Below are 16,199 nucleotides of genomic sequence, written 5' to 3' on the forward strand. Positions count from 1 at the left end.
CGGCGGATCAGCCGGCGGCGTCGCCGTCGGGAAAGCGGCGCGGCAGCACGAGCTTCACCCTCGTGCCGCCGGCGTCGGAGGCGAGCTCCAGCGTCGCGCCGCAGCGCGCGGCGCGGCTTTTCATGTTGCGCAGGCCGCGCGCCGAGCTCGCGCCGGCAGCCGCGGCGCCGTCCGGCGCCAGCGCGAAGCCGTTGCCGTCATCCGCGATGGTGATGCAGCCATAGTCGCCTTGCGCCGGGTCGGTCAGCGTCTCGATCGTCACCGTGATCCGTCGTGCGCCGGCATGCTTGATGGCGTTGGTCAGGGCCTCATCGAGCAGCCGCACGATCTGGATGACGTGCCAGGGCCTGAGCTCGGGGTGCACCGGCAGGCCCTGCGGCGTCAGCGTCTGCCAGTGCAGAGTCATGTCATGCGGACGCAGTTGCGCCGTGGCACGCTCGCGCCACGATCCCAAAGCCAGCATCAGGTCGCCGCCGATATCGTCCATGGCGTCGATCACGAGGCGGAGGTCCTTCAGCGCGGCGCGCGCGGCCTCGCCGATCGGGGCACCGGCATTGTCGCGTTCGCTGAGTGCGACGATGCTGACGAGTTGCCCGCCGAGTCCGTCGTGGAGGTCGCGCATCAGCCGGGTGCGCTCCAGCGCCAGCGCCGCGGCGCGGGCGCGCTGTTCCTCGCGCGCGAAGCTGGCCTTCAGCTTGTCCTCGGCCTCGCGCACCAGCGTCACCATGTTGCTGGCGAAGCTGTCGACCTCGTTGAGCGCGCGTGCGAAGCGCCAGGTGAGCCCGGCGCCGATCGCCACCAGCAGCGCCGAATAGGACAGGCGAGACACGAAAATCCGGCCGTTGTCGATCACCTGCAGAACCCCGAGGATGTCGCTCACCCAGCAGGTCAGCGCAATGGTGGCGGCGCAACCCAGCATCAGGCTCGCAATGTCCTGTCGCCGGAGCACGGCGCGTGCCACGACGATAGCCATGGCCGACAGGCAGAGTCCGACGGTTGGCACGCCGACCCAGACGAACATGCTGCGCACCAGCGGCTGGCCGCCGAACAGCCCGACGACGACCACCAGCAGGCCCGGCGCAAAGATCAGCCAACCGTAGCGTGGCCAGGTCCCCTCGAAGAACAGAATGGCAAATGTCAGAAACAGCGCGCCCTCGATCGGCGCCGAGGCAATCAGCGTCGCGTTGAGCCGGGAGAACGCAGACGGCTCCATCGGCGTCGGCAGGAATGCCTGCACGGCGCCGATCGCCATGGCGGCGGCGAGCACGCCGTAAGCCCGCTCGTGGCGCCGCATCAGCCACATGATGGTGAGGATCACCGCGAGGATCGCCTGCCACGCGGAGAACACCACCGGCAGAGTGATGAACCGGCGGATGCGCTTGTCGTAGACCGGACGCAGCACCTCGTCGGGTCCGAGATAGACGGGATCGAGATAGCCGGTCAACGGTCCCCAGACGAACAGCCGGATCGACAGCACATTGTCGCCCTTGTGCAGCAGCGAGGCGGGGATCACCGCGATCTCCGGTGTGTTTCGGTCGGGCCGGTTGGCGGCGGGGTCGCGGCGGCTGTCGAGGATCGCCACGCCGTTGACCGCGACTTCGACGCCGTTGGTGAAACGCGGCAGCAACACCGACCATGCGCGCGGGTCGTCCGGTTCGCTGAAGCGCGTGGTGTAGACTGGCGGATCGTGCATCGCGAAACGCGAAGCGGTGAAGTGCGGCAGCGTGACGGCGCGCTCGCTGCCGCTTTCCCTGAGATCGAACGCGGTCAACCGCAAGGATGCCGGCGGCTCCGGCTGCGGCTGGCGCAGCAGCAGCACGAACACGATTGCGATCAGCGTCTGCAGCGCCAGATATGGCGCCAGCCGCAGTTTGGGCGCGTACCAGCCCCAGGCCCGGGGTGCGAACGCAAACGGTTTGTCCGCGGTTTCCGTCACAGCTTGATCAGGCCCTGTTGTACCGCCTCGAACACCGCCTCGCCGCGGGTGTGAACCTCGAGCTTGCGGTAGATGTTCTTGATATGGCCGGGCACGGTCTGCTTGGACAGGCCGAGATGGCCGGCGATCTCGGCGTAGCTGAAGCCCTTGGCGATACCCCACAGGATATCGATCTCCCGCGGCGTCAGCCGGATGGTGTTGAGCGCCGGCAAGGCCGCGGGTTCGGCCTGGGTCTGGGTGCGGCGCACGATGAAACGCGCGATCGACGCCGAGATCGGCGAATGCCCGGCGACCAGCTCGTGCACGGTGGCGGCGATGTCGGTCGGAAAGGCGTCCTTGAGCAGATAGCCGGTGGCGCCGACGGATCTCGCGGAGATCACGCTCTCCTCGTCGCCGAGGATCGAGATCACCATGATCTCGGTATCGGGAAAACGCTGCCGCGTCTCGCGGATCAGCGCGCTGCCATGGCCGTCGGGCAGTTGGAGGTCGGTCAGCAGCACGCGCGGTGCTTTCTGGGAAAGCGCACTGCGCGCCTCGGCCAGCGTCGCGGCTGCCGTGACCTGGAATCCGGCCTGCGTCAGCGCATCCTGCAGCCGCCACAGCGTCGGCGCATCGTCCTCCACGAGCAACACCGTGATCGCCTGCGCAAGGCGCTCGTCACCTGGCAGCGTCATGCCATCGTCCCCGACTGCTATTCCGGTCGCACAGAGAAGATTAGCCCCGCCGGTGCGCGTTGCGACAGCCATATTTATGGGGGCGGGTCTTACTTAACCTCTCCCCGCCTGCGGGGAGAGGTTAGACCCGTGCGCGCGGTGGCGCGATGCCCGTCAGCAGCACGGCATGTCGAGATAGTACTTGGTCACGCCCGGCTGCAGCGCCGCCAGTGCCTGGATCATCCCGGCATTGGCGGCCATGCCGGCGCGCATCTTGTCCAGCACTTCGGCGCGCACCGCCGGCAGGTCGACGCCGAGCACGCGGCCGTCCGTCACGATGCTGCGTCCGCCGACTATCAGCTCGCGGATGTGCGCGCGGGTGGCGCGGGAATACAGCACATGGAGCGGGTCGAGGTCGTCGCGGAGGCCGTCATTGTCGAGCGCCGCCCAGTCGAGCAGCAGCAGGTCGGCGGCGGCGCCCGGCTCGATGCGGCCGCCGTCGTTGACATTGGTGACCGCGAAGCGGCCGTTGCCGACCGCCTGTTGCAGCGCCTGCAGCCGCGTGGTCTGCAGGTCGAAGCCGGTGCCGGCGTGCAGCAGATAGGACAGCCGCAGCTCGCGCAGCGCATCGTCGTCATCGTCCAGCGCCTTGCTGTCGATGCCCATGGCAACCTTGCAGATCGACTTGTGCATCTGCGGCACCGGCGCCACGCCGGAATGCAGATGCAGGTTGGAGCTGGTATTGACCGTGATGGTGACGCCGCGCTCGGCCAGCAGGTCGAGCTCATACTGGTTGGCCCAGGTGCAATGCGCCAGCGTCAGCCGTGGCGACAGCAGGCCGATATTGTCGAGCATGCGCACCACGCCGTGCGGATAGGTCTCGTCGGCCCAGGCGCGCTGGTATTTGGTTTCCAGCAGGTGCATGTGGACGCGGCGGCCGGTGCGCTCCGAGGCTTTGGCGATGGCCTGCAGCAGTTCGTCGCTGCACCACTGCACGCCGTTGGGGCCGTATTGCACGTTGAAATGCGGGCTGTCGGCAGCGGCGGCGACGTCGTCCACCAGCTTGATGTAGTCCTGCGGCGACAGCGGCGGCTTCAGCAGCCGCGCCTCGATCTCGCGCCGCGCTTCGGCCGGCAGCGCCGCCAGCAACGGCCCGGCATCGCCGTAAACCAGCGGGTTGCGGTCCTTCATCGACACCGCAAATCCGGCGCGGATGCCGACGTCGCGCGCGGCGCGCGCCACCTCGGCGACTTCCGTGGGCAGGTCGGTGAGGCCCTGAGCGCGGGTGTAGTGGTTCATCACCGTGCCGGCGCCGCCGAGCGCGCTGTTGGCATAGGACATCGCTGCGGCCAGATAGGGATCCACCGCGGGAAACAGCCCGATATAGTTGATCCAGATCTCCAGCGGCATGGCGTCAGCGCCGATCGAACTGGTGCGCACCGCGCGACCGTGATCGTGGGCATTGACCAGTGCCGGCATCGCCAGCAGCTTTTCAGCCGCGGCGCTTTTCGACGGCGTGACCGCAGCGATCGCGTCGCCCTTGATGGCAATCGTCTGCGCGCCGAGCGATCCTGTGGGGCCGATCACATGGGTGCAATCGATGGTGCGGGTGGGGTCGGTCATACCGTGATCTCCGAACGTTTCAGCGAGTCGTCCCCGCCCGGCGCGCCTTTGGCGCGCGCAGGGCGTGGACCCATACGCCGTGCAGATATGAGTCATGGGGCGGGTGCCGGTCTGCGACCACGGGCCCGGAGGTTATGGGTCCCCGCTTTCGCGGGGACGACATGTAGAGTCTGGGTGCCTTACACCGGCACAGTGCCGCGTCGTGCTTTAGTTCGCAACCGTCGGCGGCACGCGATCGGCCTTGGCGGGGAGGAACCCGCGATCGAACACATCGCCTGATGCTGGCACCTTCGGCAGTTCGAACGACGCGGCGACGGTGGCGATGGCCGAGGTCAGACGCTTGTCGCCGACGTCGCCGAGGCCCAGCTCGCGGGCTTCCGGCGTGTCGATCAGGGTCTTGTAGACATAGAGCAGGCGGCGCTTCTCGATGTCCTTCTTGATCAGCGACTCCTCGGCGGCCAGCAGGTCGATGGCGGCGTCGGGATTTTGCACCGTCTCCTTCAGCGCGCGGTTGATCGCGCGCAACAGGCCCTTGACCGCCTCGGGCTTCTCCTTCGCCAGCTTCGGCGACACCATGATGCCGTTGGAATACAGGTCCAGCCCATAGTCCGAATAATACATCCAGCGGAAATCCTTGTCCGGATCGAGCTTGAGCGACACCAGGTTCATGTAGCTGGTAGCGGTGAACACGGCCACGGATTCCACCTGGCCCTGCAGCAGCATCTGCTCCTGCAGCGCCGGCGATACCGTGGTGAGGTTGATCTTGCCGTAGTCGACGCCGTTCTGCTTGGCCAGCAGCGGCAGCAGCTTGACGGAGGCGCCGCCGGCCGGTGCGCCGAGCTTGGAGCCGGCGAGATCCTTCAGCGTCTTGATCGGGCTGTCGGCCTTGGTCAGCAGCGCGAACGGCGCCTTGCTGTAGATCATGTAGACCATCACGGGTGCTTCGCCGGGCTTGGTCGCGGCATTCTGGATGATGGCGTTGATGTCGCCGAAGCCGGCGTCATAGGCGCCGGACATCACGCGGGTCACCGTGGCGGCCGAGCCCTCGCCCTGGTCGATGGTGACGTCGAGGTTCTCGTCCTTGAAGTAGCCCTTCGCCTTGGCCCAGTAGTACGGCGCGTGCACGCCCTGGATCTTCCAGTCCAACGTGAACTTGATCTTGGTCGGATCTGCTGCCGCAGCACCTGACGCGAAGGGCACGGCGAGACTGCCGGCGATGAGAAGGGACGTCAGGATACAGCGCATGTCAGGTCTCCGGTGAGGGCGGGGTGGTGATTGTTGAAGCAGAACGCTGGGGGCGGCGGCGTTCACCTCTCCCCGCACAGCGAAGCGAAGCTTCGCCAGGCGGGGAGAGGTCTGATTGCGGCGATGCGCAGCATCGCGCGATCCGGGTGAGGGGGACTATCGCGTGAAACACCGGCTCCCCTCACCCGACCGACTTCGCTGCGCTCGCCGGTCGACCTCTCCCCGCAAGCGGGGAGAGGTGAAGAGCGCCGTCGTTGCTTTGTGGATTGCTACCTAAAGCCATTTCGGCACGTCGGTTTTCTGGAAGTGCCGCAACTTGTCGAGCAGCGCCGCCGGCTCCGGATCAACGCAGATCGAGTGGCGGTGCGCAGCCGGCAGGAATTTCGTCACCACCATATGATCGATGAAAGCGAGGAACGGCGCGAAGAAGCCGGCGATGTCCAGCAGGCCGACCGGCTTGTCGATCTCCGAGAGCTGGTTCATGGTCCAGACCTCCATCATCTCTTCCATGGTGCCGATGCCGCCCGGCAGCGCGATGAAGGCATCCGCCAGCTCGGTCATCCGTTCCTTGCGGTTGCGCAGCGTGCCGACCGTCTCGCTGCGGGTCAGCGCGGCGTGCGAGTGGCCGCGCGCAAGCAGGCGCTCGGTGATCACGCCATGGGCGCTGCCCCCGGCCTTGAGCACGGCATCGGCGACCACGCCCATCAGCCCTTTGGTGGTGCCGCCATAGACCAGCGTGATGCCGGCCGCGGCGACGGCGGCGCCGAGCTTCGCCGCGCCCTCCGCATAGACATCGGACTCGCCGAAGTTGGAGCCGCAGAACACGGCCACGCTGTTGATCGCACGCGCGGCCATCAGCGCTTGGCCTGTTCGAGCAGCGCGAAGGGCATCATCACATGGATGCCCTTGCTGCGGTTGACCAGCTGCGTGACATGCATGTCGGCGGCGAGGCTGCAGAGCATGTAGGCGTCGTCGGCGGTCAGCGTGGTCCTTGCCACCACCAGCGCGATCATCCGCCGCAGCGCGACGCGGGCTGCCTCGTTGAGATCCTCGTCGAAGGCCATCGAGATCAGATGGGTTTTTGTCTCGGCGTAGGGTGCCTCGAGATTGGCGCCTTTCACCAGATCGATCCTGAAGGTGCCGGTCAGGCCAGTCTCCACCGCAGTGAGGCAGACCTCGCCGTCGCCCTGCGCGGCATGGCCGTCGCCGCACGAGAACAGCCCGCCTTCCACCGCCACCGGCAGGTACAGCACCGCGCCGGCGCCGAGTTCCTTGTTGTCGATGTTGCCGCCGAATGTCGACGGCATCACCGAACTGACACGGCCGACGGCGGGCGCGGGGCTGCGCCCATCACGCCGAAGAACGGCTGCGCCGGCAGCGCCATGCCCCATGATGTGTGCACCACGCCCTTGGCGCGATCGATGCCGTGATGGACGCGGCGCGCATGGGGGAAATCGTCCGGCAGCGTGCCGAAGCCGGGCTTGAACAGGTTAAAACCCCAGTCGTCGGCGAGCTGCACGTCGAGGATTTCGACGCGCAGCGCGTCGCCGGGCATCGCGCCCGTAATCGCCACCGGGCCGGTGAGCAGATGCGGCCCGACCTCCGGCTTCACCGCGGCGTGGATCGCGGTCAGTTCCGGCCGCACATTCATGCCGGGCTGCGCCGGCAGGTCGTCGGGGGCGCCGCTGACGCTGTTGATGACGATGGTGTCGCCGGGGTTGATAGTCGCGACCGGCTTCAGCGCCGCGTCGAAATGGCCCCAGTGAACGGTGGAAGGCGTGGGAAGAAGGGTCTGTGTCATCTGTTGTCCTCAGCCACCGGCGGCAAATGTATCGCTGCGCACGGCCCAGCCGGTCACCCGTGCTTCGATCAGCGAGAAGATGACATACAGTCCGACGCCGAGCGCGGCGAGAATAAACAGCCCGGCGAACACCAGCGGCACGTCGAAGGAGGAGGAGGCGATCATCATCAGGTTGCCGATGCCGCGGTTGGAGGCCACCGTTTCCGAGATCACCGTGCCGACGAAGGCGAGCGTCGCCGCCACCTTCAGCGAGGCGAAGAAATACGGCATGGTGCGCGGCAGGCCGACATTCCACAGGATCTCCATCCGGGTCGCGCGCAGCGTCTTCATGACGTCCTGCAATTCCGGCTCGGTGGCGGCAAGGCCGGTGGCGACGTTCACCACGATGGGGAAGATGCACATGATCATGGCGGTGAGGATCGCTGGCACGGTGCCGGCGCCGAACCACAGCACGAAGATCGGCACCACGGCGACTTTCGGGATCGACGAGAACCCGACCAGCATCGGATAGGCCACGTCATAAGCGAGCTTCGACGAGCCGATCAGCGCGCCGAGCAGAATGCCGATGACGATGCCGAGGGCGAAGCCGACCATGGTGGTGTACAGCGTCTGCACCGCGTGCGGCATGATCGCCGGAAACCGCGTCCACAGCGTGATAAGCACCTGGCTCGGCCGCGGCAGCACGATGTCCGAGACGTGGAACATCAGGCACAGCAATTCCCAGGCAACGAAGAAGCCGATGATGCAGGCGGTGGAGAGAATGCGGCGGCGCGTGGTCTCGCTCATGACGTGGCCTCCTGCACGGCGCGGGCGGCGACGATGCGCTCGCGCAGGCGCTGGGTCAGCGTGACGAATTCCGGTTCGAACGACACCTCGATGGTGCGCGGCCGCGCGAACGGCACCACGCTGTCGTCGACGATGCGGCCGGGGCGCGCCTGCATGACGCAGATCCGCGATGCCAGGTAAGCGGCTTCCTTGAGGTCGTGGGTCACCAGCAGCACGGTCGGCTTCTTCTCGATCCACAGGTTCTGCATGATCTCCCACAACTCCTCGCGGGTGAATTGATCCAGCGCGCCGAAGGGCTCGTCGAGCAGCAGCAAAGTGGGATCGTGGATCAGCGCGCGGCACAAGGACGCCCGCTGCTGCATGCCGCCGGACAGCTGCCAGGGAAACTTGTCGCCGAAGCCGCCGAGCCCGACCTGCTTCAGCGAGGCCTCGACGCGGTCGCGATACTCGGTCTTGCGCTTGGCGCCGAACTCCGCTTTGAACGGCGGCACGATCTTCAGCGGCAGCATGACGTTGTCGCGGATGTTCAGCCACGGCAGCAATGTCGGGTTCTGGAACGCCATACCAATCCGCGCGGCGCCCGCGCCAATCTCGCGGCCGGCGACGAACACATGGCCCTGCGAGGCACTCAGCGTCCCCGCCACCAGCTTGAGGATGGTCGATTTGCCGCAGCCCGATGGCCCGACCAGAGCGACGAACTCGCCGTGGTCGATGCGCAGCGAGGTTTCCTCCAGCGCGGTGACAGCATGTTTGGAATCGCCGAAGGTGACCCGGACCTTCTCCAGCTCGATCACATTGTCCGCAGCGCGGGGTTTTTGAACTGCGACCGGAGCGTTCATCGGATCAGGCTTTCTGCGCGGTGATGGCGGCCATGGTGCTGTCAGTGTTTCGCGGCTCCGGCACCGGCATCTGCTGGATCGCATGCACCGAACGGCCGGTGCCGCGCGCATCCTCCTGCAAGATTCGGTCCTTCATCGCGAAACGGCCGCGCACGATGGTGTGGATCGGCAGCGCGCTGGCGGCGCGGCCGTGCCACGGCGAGATCTTCGACGTCGACTGGATCGCGGCATCGTCCACCGTCCACTTGCGGTTGAGATCGACGATGGCGATGTCGGCGTCGGAGCCGACCGTCAGCGTGCCCTTGCGCGGATACAGGCCCCAGACCTTGGCCGGCGCCTCGGCGCTCCAGCGCACATAGTCCTGCAGCGTGGCGCGGCCCTTGTTGATCTCCGTCAGCATCAGCGGCATCTGGGTCTCGACGCCCGGGAAGCCGCAGTCCACCGTCCAGATGTCAGCCCGTGTCTTTTCCTCGGGCGCATGCGGCGCGTGGTCGGTGGCGATCATGTCCACAGTGCCGTCCATCAGTGCGTCCCAGATCGGCTGCTGGTTGGGCCTCTCGCGCACCGGCGGATTGACGCGCACCACGCCGCCGAACTTGTCGTAGTCGGTCTCGTCGAGCAGCAGATATTGCGGGCAGGTCTCGCCGGTAATGTCGACGCCGCGCGCCTTGGCCTCGGCAAGTGGACGCAACTCGGCCGCCGACGAAATATGCAGCACGTGGATGCGGGCGCCGGTCCATTCCGCCAGCGTCGCGGCGCGCTCGACTGCTTCCACCGCGACCACCGCAGGCCGCGCCGCCAGATGCGCGATCGGCTCGGTGCGGCCTGCGGCGCGCAATCGCGCCTCGCGGCGCTCCATGATCGAATTGGTCTCGGCATGCAGCGAGATGCGCTTGCCGGTGGGCGCCACCACCTCGAAGGCTTCCAGCATCGCGCCGGTCGACGGCGAGGGGATGCGGCCGAAGGTGTTGCCCATGTACAGCTTGAAGCCGATCACGCCGCCGTCGATCAGCGCCGGTACATGCGCGATGCTGTCCTCGCCGAGCACGGCGTAGAGCCCGTAATCCACATAGGCCTTGGCCGAGGCGATGGCGTGCTTGTCGGCCAGCGATTGCGCATTGTTGATGGTCGGCAGCGTGTTGGGCATGTCGAACACGCAGGTGATGCCGCCGAATGCCGCCGCGGCGGTGCCGCTGGCAAAGTCTTCCTTCTGCGGATAGCCGGGATCCCTGAAATGCACGTGGACGTCGATGGCCCCCGGCAGGATGTGCAGCCCGCTGGCGTCCAGCGTCTCTTTTGCCGGCGGCATCGCATCCGCCGCGCCGATGGCGAGAATCCTGCCGTCCTTGATGGCGATGCTGGCGGAGTAGGTGGCATCCGGCGACACGATAGTGCCGCCGTTGATGACGAGGTCTGCGATCATGGTCATGTCTCCGCTCACAGCATGGCCCAGCCGCCATCGACCGGCAGGTCGACGCCGGTGATCTGGCGCGACACGTCGCTGGCCAGAAACAGGCAGGCATTGGCGACGTCCTGGTCGACGGTGACGCGCTTCAGTGCATAGTCGGCGGCATGGCGCTCGGCGGCTTCTTCCTCGGAGATGCCGAGCTTCAGCGCCATGTCGCGACAGACCTTGTCGCGGAAGCGCGGGCCGTCGACCATGCCGGGCGCCACGCAGTTGACGTTGATGTTGTGCTGGCCGACCTCGAGCGCAAAGCTCTTGGTGATGCCGCGCAGGCCCCATTTGGACGCCGAGTAGGCGACACGGCCTGCACGCCCGCGCATGCCAAAAGTGCCGCCGACATTGACCACCTTGCCGTAGCGCTGCGCGATCATGCTGGGCAGTGCCGCGCGCATGGCGTGGAAGCAGCCGTTCATGTTGAGGGTGACGATCTCGTCGAATTCCTCCGGCGTGGTCTGCACGCCGGTCTTGCCGATCGGCCCGGAACCACCGGCGACGTTGACGAGGATGTCGATGCGCCCGCCGAACGCCTGCTTGGCGGTCTCCACCGCGGCGTCGCATTGCTCGGCCCTGGTCAGGTCGCAGGCGATCACGACGGCCTGGCCGCCTTTGGCCTTCACTTCGTCGGCTACCGGCTGAATCGCGGCGGTGTCGCGGCCCATCAGCGCCAGCTTGCAGCCTTCGGCAGCGAAAGCGAGGCTGATCGCGGCGCCCATGCCCTTGGCGGGGCCGGTGATCAGCACGACGCGGTTGTCGAGGGAGAGGTTCATGGAAATGACTTTCTGCGGTTTCACTCAGCCCTCATCCTGAGGAGCGCGCACTTGCGCGCGTCTCGAAGGATGAGCGCCACAATCCCTCATGGTTCGAGACACGCGCCCAGGGGCGCGCTCCTCACCATGAGGGGTCTCGTTCTCACATCGCCGCCTTGATCGCCGTCGGCCGTTCGCTGAGCGGCGGCATGAAGCTGCGATCAAAGATCTCGTTCACCTTCGGCGTGCGCGGCAGTTCCTTGGCGCTGACCAGGATGTCGATGGCCTTGGCCATTCTGATATCGCTGATGTCGCCGTGGCCGATCTTGGCGATCTCCGGGGCATTCATCTCGTCGGCGAAGGTGGCGTTGAGGCGCGCCAGTTCGACGTCCTGCTTGATCAGCGATTCCCGCTTGGCGACGGCGTCGACGGCCGCCTTGGGATCGGCCATGGCGTCCTTGATGCCGTGGTTGAGCGCCTTGAGGAAGCCCTTCACCGCGGCCGGATTCTCCTTGGCGAATTTGCGCGAGACGATGATGGCGTTGGAATACAGGTCCATGCCGTAGTCGCCGAACTTGATGAAGCGCAACTCCTTGTCGGGATCGACGCCGATCAGCTTGGCGCTGAAGCGGATGGTGGTGATGTAGCCGAACACGCCGTCGACCTGGTCCTTCATCAGCATCTGCTCGCGCAGGTTCGGCTGCATGTTGGTGATCTCGACCTTGGCGCAGTCGATCTTGGCGGTGGCGCACAGCGCCGGGAACAGTTTCAGCGCGCCGTCATTGGCGGCGCCGCCGAGCTTCTTGCCGATGAAGTCGGCCGGCGTCTTGATGGCGCTGCCGGCCTTCACCGCCACGGTGAAGGGCGGCCGGTTGTACATCTGGTAGACGCCGATCGGCGCCTCGTCGGGCTTCTTGGCGGCCAGTTCGATCAGCGCGTTGATGTCGCCGAAGCCCATGTCATAGGCGCCGTTGGCGACCTGCGGCACCGCGGCGCCGGAACCGTTGCCCTGGTCGAAAGTGACGTCGAGGCCTTCCGCTTTGAAGTAGCCACGGTCGTCCGCGAGGAACAACATGCCCTGCGGCCCCTCGTACTTCCAGTTCAGGATCATCTTGATCCTGGTCTGTGCCTGGGCGGTGGCGAAAGGGCCTGCGGTTACCGCCAGCGCGAGCGCAAGCGTCCGCAGTCCACGAAATCCATGGTGTCCGATCATCGCTGTTGTCCTGTTGAAGCCTGCCATCCCTGGCCGTGCTGGCTTCAGCGCGGCCGCTCCTCGGACAAGTAAAGCCTGTTCCAGTGAGCTTATCTGCTGCTATGTTTCTGACGGAGCGGTGCCGAAAAGGCATCACTCGGAATTCGTCCGGAGACGCCATGCGGCACCTGAAACTGCTGACCCATGTGGTGGAGGTAGCGCGGTCGGGCTCGATCCGCCGCGCCGCTGAGCTGTTGAACCTGACGCCGTCGGCGATGAACCGGCGCATCCAGGATCTCGAGGCCGAGGTCGGCACGCCGTTGTTCGAGCGCCGGCCGCGCGGAGTGAAACTCACCACCGCCGGCGAGATGTTCGTGCGCTATGCGCGCAGCCAGATCGCCGATGCCGAGCGTATGAAGTCGCAGGTCGAGGATCTCAGGGGCCTGCGCCGCGGCCCGGTGCAGATCGCCTGCAGCCAGGCGCTGGCCCATGATTTCCTCGCGGCGCGCATCGCCACCTTTCGCGAAAAACATCCGAAGGTGGTGTTCGATCTCAAGGTGATGGACCACGAGCGGGCGCTGGCGGCGCTCGCCGCCTACGACGTCGATCTGGCGCTGGTCTATCGGCCGGCGATGTGGCCGTCGCTGCGGGTCATCGCGCATATCCCACAGCGGCTGGCAGTGATCTGCCGCGCCGATCATCCACTGGCGGCGAAGAAGATGCTGCGGCTGTCGGATTGCGCCGACTATCCCGCGGCGCTGCCGGACCGTACCTTGAGCGGTCGCCAGGTGCTCGACGAGGTCACCGCGCGGCGCAACCTGCGGCTCAACATGCTCGCCGAATCCAATTCGTTCGAAATGCTGCGCGGACTGGTGTTCCGCTGCAACATGATCTCGTTCCAGATCGAGATCGGCGCACCGACCGGCGATCTCGGTCTCGGGCTGGTCAGCCGCCCGGTCGACGTCCGCGACGTGCCGACCGCCGACCTCGTGCTGTGCCAGCTGCGCGGCCGCACCCTGCCGGTTGCCGCGGCGACGTTTGCCGAGATTTTGGCGAAGAGCCTGAACGAGATGAAGGCGGGGTAGGCGCGCTGTCGCCCTTCGTTTCCCGGGCGCGCGACCGCGTCGTTCGTGTCCCGGTCGCACTGTTGCTCTTCGTGTCCCGGGCGCGCTGCAGCACAGGCGATGCGCAGCATCGCCGACGGTGCTGCTGCGCAGACCCGGGACCCAGCTTGCTTGATGTCAACAAGCTGGGCCCCTGGATCTGCGGCGCACCACGCCGCAAGCGCGGCGCAGTGCACCGCGTCCGGGGTACGGAACGGCAGCGACAGGCGCGCAGAGAAAATATTCCGCAATTCCTCTTGACGGTTTCCCATCTAAGATTATAATCCCTCGCATCCCGCCCCACCGAGAGGGGCGTATCGCGATCGTCAGGTTCGCGGGGCGGGGTGCGGTGGACGCAGCAGCGTCAGGCGCGGAATTCGGTTCAGGGCTCGCCAGAATGGCCAGTGAGAACCGGAGGAAGCGCAGACGACAGCGCTGCGCGGACGGCGAAGGCGTGTGGTCCTGGTGCCCCGCGTGAGCACCAAGCCCGGTGGAGAGTCCGCGGCAACCCGTCCGCGGAACACCCTCAACCGGAGGCGACGGCGACGAGAAACCGTGTCGGCCGCCGGGGAGAGCACGCAATAAGCCGTTAACACCATCGCGCGCGGAACGCCGGATCAGTCCGGTGTGACCGTGGCAAGCCTTGTGCGCTTACTACACTTTGCGCACAAGCCCATGGGTGCATCGGGCACCCGGCGTTCCGCGCGCCCTCTCGATTTCGAGGGGGCAAGGGAATGCAGCACACCCCGGGCGCGCAAGCGTCGCGGGATTGTTGTTGCTTGGCTGTTTGACAGTTGAATCGGATGTTCAGGCAAGGCGCCTGAAGAATCCCTCCCCGGAGCGCGGCGCAGCCGCGCGAGGCGGGGAGGGTCGGCCGAACAAAGGCGATGCGCAGCATCGGCGAAGTGGAGGCCGGGGTGGGGCGCGCCACGCGCTGCAGTGTTTGCTGCGCGTCCCCCACCCGACCGCGCTGCGCGCGGCCACCCTCCCCACCGCGAAGACGCGGGGGAGGGGAAAAGGAAGAGCGCACTACCAGATCAGCTCGGCCGCTACGCCCGGAAGATGGTGAACCCCAGGATCAGCAGCACCACGAAGATGATCACGAAGATATAGAACAGCACCCGCGCCACGTCGGCCGAGGCCGCCGAGACGCCGGTGAAGCCGAGAATGCCGGCCACGATCGACACGACAAAGAAGATCAGGGCCCACTTCAGAATGCTCATCGCTTGACTCCGTTGCTGCGGGACAAAACGCCACATGCCGGTGAAAGTTCCGGCGGCGGAACGCGCGGCGGGAGGGGAGCGCCGCTGCCGGCAGGGGCAGCCGCAGCGCCGCTCTAAACCCCATATTAACCAAGGGATCGGTAAATGAAGATGCGCGAACAGCGCGTTAGCCATCGTGACGCCCGGTCGGCAAGAGCTTTCGGAACTGCGGTTCCGGTATCCGGCAAGGGGGCGGCGGCGACGGTTGACGATCGCGGCGCGCGATGCGCTATTTGGTCGGTCGCGAGGGCATCCTGCCGGATTAACGTAAGCGCCAAAATTCGTTTGTGCCGCCTTGCTGTTGATCTATGAGATTCGGCGGGTTCGGCGTTGGCCGGGCCGGCAAGAGGTACGAGATGCGCGTCGCGATTGTACATGACTGGCTGTATGTCGTCGGCGGCGCCGAGCAGGTCCTGCGTGAGATCCTGCACTGCTATCCCGATGCCGACGTGTTCACCCTGTTCGATGTGCTGACGCCGGAAGATCGCGCCAAGATCGGCATCAGGCAGACGCACACCAGCTTCCTGCAGAAGATGCCGTTCATCGCCAGCCGCCATCGCTCCTATCTGCCGCTGATGCCGCTGGCCATCGAGCAGTTCGATTTCTCCGACTACGATCTGGTGATCTCGTCGAGCTATGCGGTGGCCAAAGGAATCCTGACCGGGCCGAACCAGGTCCACGTCGCCTATGTACATTCGCCGATGCGCTATGCCTGGGATCTGCAGCACGCTTATCTCAAGGAAAGCGGCTATGCGCGCGGGCTGAAGGGCATGATCGCGCGGCTGATCCTGCACAACATCCGGATGTGGGACGCGCGCACCGCGCACGGTCCGGACGTGATGATCGCCAATTCGAGATTCGTGGCGCGCCGGATTCTGAAGATCTACGGCCGCGTCGCCCAGGTGGTGTATCCGCCGGTGACCCTGTCGGCGCTATCAGTAGAACTGCCGGTCGGCCGGCATTTTCTCGCCGCCAGCCGGCTGGTGCCCTACAAGAAGATCGAAGCGGTGGTGCGCGCCTTCGCGGACCTGCCGGACGAACAGTTGATCGTGGCCGGCGACGGCCCGGAGGCGGCGCGCCTCAAGGCGCTGGCAACGCCGAATGTCAGCTTCGCCGGCTTTGTCAGCGACGCCGAGCTGCGCCGGCTGATGGCGACGGCACGCGCCTTCGTGTTCGCGGCGGAGGAAGACTTCGGCATCATCGTGGTCGAGGTGCAGTCCGAGGGCACGCCGGTGCTGGCGCTGGGACGCGGCGGCGCGCGCGAGACGGTGTCGACCGCGCTCGGCCGCCGCACCGGCATGCTGTTCGACACGGCGGAGCCTGCCGCGATCGCCGAGTGCGTGCGCGCCTTCGTGGCGCAGGAACAACTCTTCTCGCGCGACGACTGCCGGGCGCAGGCCAGCCAGTTCTCTGCCGAGCGGTTTCGTGCTGAGTTCATGGCGGTGGTCGAAGGCGCCATGGAGCAGAGCCGCTCCGGTCTCGACGTCAAATCCGGCCGTCCACTGCCATCCCGTGTCTCAGCCTGATGGCCGCAATGACTGATAGGCA

At 66.4% G+C, this 16,199-nt stretch carries 13 protein-coding genes and 1 pseudogene; 2 read left to right on the forward strand and 12 right to left on the reverse strand.

Going from position 1 to position 16,199, the window contains the following annotated elements:
* Window positions 1-7: 7 nt before the first annotated feature.
* The 11 genes and pseudogenes from ONR75_RS09215 to ONR75_RS09265 form a co-directional block, all read right to left on the reverse strand.
* Window positions 8-1,870 (reverse strand): sensor histidine kinase, encoded by a 1,863-nt coding sequence (locus tag ONR75_RS09215; protein ID WP_265083604.1) that lies wholly within the window; start codon window positions 1,868-1,870, stop codon window positions 8-10.
* Window positions 1,871-1,932: 62 nt separating this feature from the next.
* Window positions 1,933-2,610 carry a response regulator transcription factor gene (locus tag ONR75_RS09220; RefSeq protein ID WP_265082319.1) on the reverse strand — a complete coding sequence of 226 codons (678 nt, stop codon included), beginning with the start codon at window positions 2,608-2,610 and terminating at the stop codon, window positions 1,933-1,935.
* A gap of 153 nt (window positions 2,611-2,763) precedes the next feature.
* Entirely contained in the window at window positions 2,764-4,212 is a 1,449-nt protein-coding gene (locus tag ONR75_RS09225) for an amidohydrolase family protein (RefSeq protein ID WP_265082320.1), read from the reverse strand.
* 207 nt (window positions 4,213-4,419) lie between these two features.
* Window positions 4,420-5,457, reverse strand: a complete 1,038-nt coding sequence (locus ONR75_RS09230; RefSeq protein WP_265082321.1) for an ABC transporter substrate-binding protein — start codon at window positions 5,455-5,457, stop codon at window positions 4,420-4,422.
* A gap of 273 nt (window positions 5,458-5,730) precedes the next feature.
* Complete coding sequence (locus ONR75_RS09235) at window positions 5,731-6,312, reverse strand: TIGR00730 family Rossman fold protein (RefSeq protein ID WP_265082322.1); 582 nt, start codon at window positions 6,310-6,312, stop codon at window positions 5,731-5,733.
* Window positions 6,312-7,258, reverse strand: a pseudogene (locus ONR75_RS09240) (acetamidase/formamidase family protein). Before ONR75_RS09240 ends, ONR75_RS09235 begins: the two are co-directional and overlap by 1 nt.
* Window positions 7,259-7,267: 9 nt before the next feature.
* Window positions 7,268-8,044, reverse strand: coding sequence for an ABC transporter permease (locus ONR75_RS09245; RefSeq protein ID WP_265082323.1), 777 nt, complete (start codon window positions 8,042-8,044; stop codon window positions 7,268-7,270).
* Window positions 8,041-8,883 carry an ABC transporter ATP-binding protein gene (locus ONR75_RS09250; protein ID WP_265082324.1) on the reverse strand — a complete coding sequence of 281 codons (843 nt, stop codon included), beginning with the start codon at window positions 8,881-8,883 and terminating at the stop codon, window positions 8,041-8,043. The genes ONR75_RS09245 and ONR75_RS09250 overlap by 4 nt, the downstream gene beginning before the upstream one ends.
* A gap of 4 nt (window positions 8,884-8,887) precedes the next feature.
* Window positions 8,888-10,312 (reverse strand): dihydroorotase, encoded by a 1,425-nt coding sequence (locus tag ONR75_RS09255; protein ID WP_265082325.1) that lies wholly within the window; start codon window positions 10,310-10,312, stop codon window positions 8,888-8,890.
* Between the two features lie 8 nt (window positions 10,313-10,320).
* A complete protein-coding gene (locus tag ONR75_RS09260) occupies window positions 10,321-11,139 on the reverse strand; it encodes an SDR family NAD(P)-dependent oxidoreductase (protein WP_265082326.1) in 819 nt (272 codons plus the stop codon).
* A gap of 118 nt (window positions 11,140-11,257) precedes the next feature.
* The gene (locus tag ONR75_RS09265) at window positions 11,258-12,307 is read right to left on the reverse strand and encodes an ABC transporter substrate-binding protein (RefSeq protein WP_265082327.1); all 1,050 of its coding nucleotides are present in this window, start codon (window positions 12,305-12,307) and stop codon (window positions 11,258-11,260) included.
* 158 nt (window positions 12,308-12,465) lie between these two features.
* Here ONR75_RS09265 and ONR75_RS09270 point away from each other — a divergent pair, with 158 nt between their 5' ends.
* Complete coding sequence (locus tag ONR75_RS09270) at window positions 12,466-13,371, forward strand: LysR family transcriptional regulator (protein WP_265082328.1); 906 nt, start codon at window positions 12,466-12,468, stop codon at window positions 13,369-13,371.
* 1,067 nt (window positions 13,372-14,438) lie between these two features.
* Here ONR75_RS09270 and ONR75_RS09275 read toward each other — a convergent pair.
* Window positions 14,439-14,612: a DUF1328 domain-containing protein gene (locus ONR75_RS09275; protein ID WP_265082329.1), complete on the reverse strand. Its 174-nt coding sequence runs from the start codon at window positions 14,610-14,612 to the stop codon at window positions 14,439-14,441.
* Window positions 14,613-15,007: 395 nt separating this feature from the next.
* On the opposite strand from ONR75_RS09275, the gene ONR75_RS09280 reads away from it, so the two are divergent.
* Window positions 15,008-16,177 (forward strand): glycosyltransferase, encoded by a 1,170-nt coding sequence (locus tag ONR75_RS09280; RefSeq protein WP_265082330.1) that lies wholly within the window; start codon window positions 15,008-15,010, stop codon window positions 16,175-16,177.
* Window positions 16,178-16,199 lie beyond the last annotated feature (22 nt).

The sequence above is a fragment of the Rhodopseudomonas sp. P2A-2r genome (assembly GCF_026015985.1).
In the GTDB taxonomy this organism is placed as follows: domain Bacteria; phylum Pseudomonadota; class Alphaproteobacteria; order Rhizobiales; family Xanthobacteraceae; genus Tardiphaga.